1 pseudogene is annotated in these 539 nt (G+C 46.9%); it reads left to right on the plus strand.

The annotated features are described in order from the left end of the window. Positions 1-539 (plus strand): annotated as a pseudogene (locus C9I92_RS25555) (hypothetical protein); the annotation flags it as partial.

The raw sequence follows: 539 nt of genomic DNA on the forward strand, positions 1-539 counted from the left end.
GGTAATAAGCTGAGTGCGGATTTAGGCCAGATTCTGGATTATGACCAAAAGATGCATGAAGCGTTGCTGGCCATTGATGCCAACATCGGCAAAGGGATTCCGGCCATGGACAAATCGAATGATCTCCTGGCTAACATCGAAGAGCTGACCGCTAACCTTGGCGGCCAGAGCAATGAGTATCTCGAAGCAATCCGCCAAGATACGATGGCTCAGCTGGATAAAGCGTTTGCGCAATTTGATGAGTCCCAAAAGCAAACTGATTTACTACAGGATATTGCCGGTTCGATACCGGATGTTGACCTGTCTGAAACAAATTCCGAGCTGAAGGCTATTCAGGCGAAACTGGATGAACTGAATGTCACCTCTGGGAATGGCAATGACCTCTTGCAGTCCGGCAATGATTTCTTGCAATCCATTGATGAAACGTTGAAAGCGGGTGTTGATTTATCTGAAGTGACTGACGGCCTTTCTGGTGTGCAAACCGAGCTATCAGACCTCAATGAGAGCGTTGACGGTTTTATGTCGTTGTTTAACAAATC

Source organism: Photobacterium ganghwense, from assembly GCF_003025595.1.
GTDB classification, from domain to species: Bacteria; Pseudomonadota; Gammaproteobacteria; order Enterobacterales; family Vibrionaceae; genus Photobacterium; species Photobacterium ganghwense.